The following is a 232-nucleotide window of genomic DNA, read 5'->3' as shown; positions in this document are numbered from 1 at the left end:
AGCATCAAATTACTATGTGGCAGATATTTCGCGAACGTTTTCCGTGAATGGCCGCTTTACAGAACGTCAAAAAGAAATCTATCGACTCGTGCTCGAAGCAGAAATCAAGACCATCGCAGCAGTGAAGCCTGGTGTCACACTTCAACAACTCAATGAGGTCACGAAGCAAGCCGTAACAGCCGGCCTGCACAGCCTATCCTTCATCCAAGAGATCAGCGAGGTGCCCAAGTAC

General features: G+C 48.7%; 1 protein-coding gene. It reads left to right on the top strand.

Annotated elements, in window-relative coordinates; all coding sequences use genetic code 11:
- Positions 1-16: 16 nt before the first annotated feature.
- A partial coding sequence (locus tag SB773_RS34900) for a M24 family metallopeptidase (protein ID WP_410595157.1) occupies positions 17-232 on the top strand: 216 nt, incomplete at its 3' end.

Origin of the sequence: Bacillus sp. SIMBA_074 (genome assembly GCF_046534555.1) — a bacterium.
GTDB lineage: Bacteria > Bacillota > Bacilli > Bacillales > Bacillaceae_G > Bacillus_A > Bacillus_A mycoides.
The sequence above is the reverse complement of the archived record's forward strand: the minus strand, read 5'-3'. Positions and strand labels throughout refer to the sequence as shown.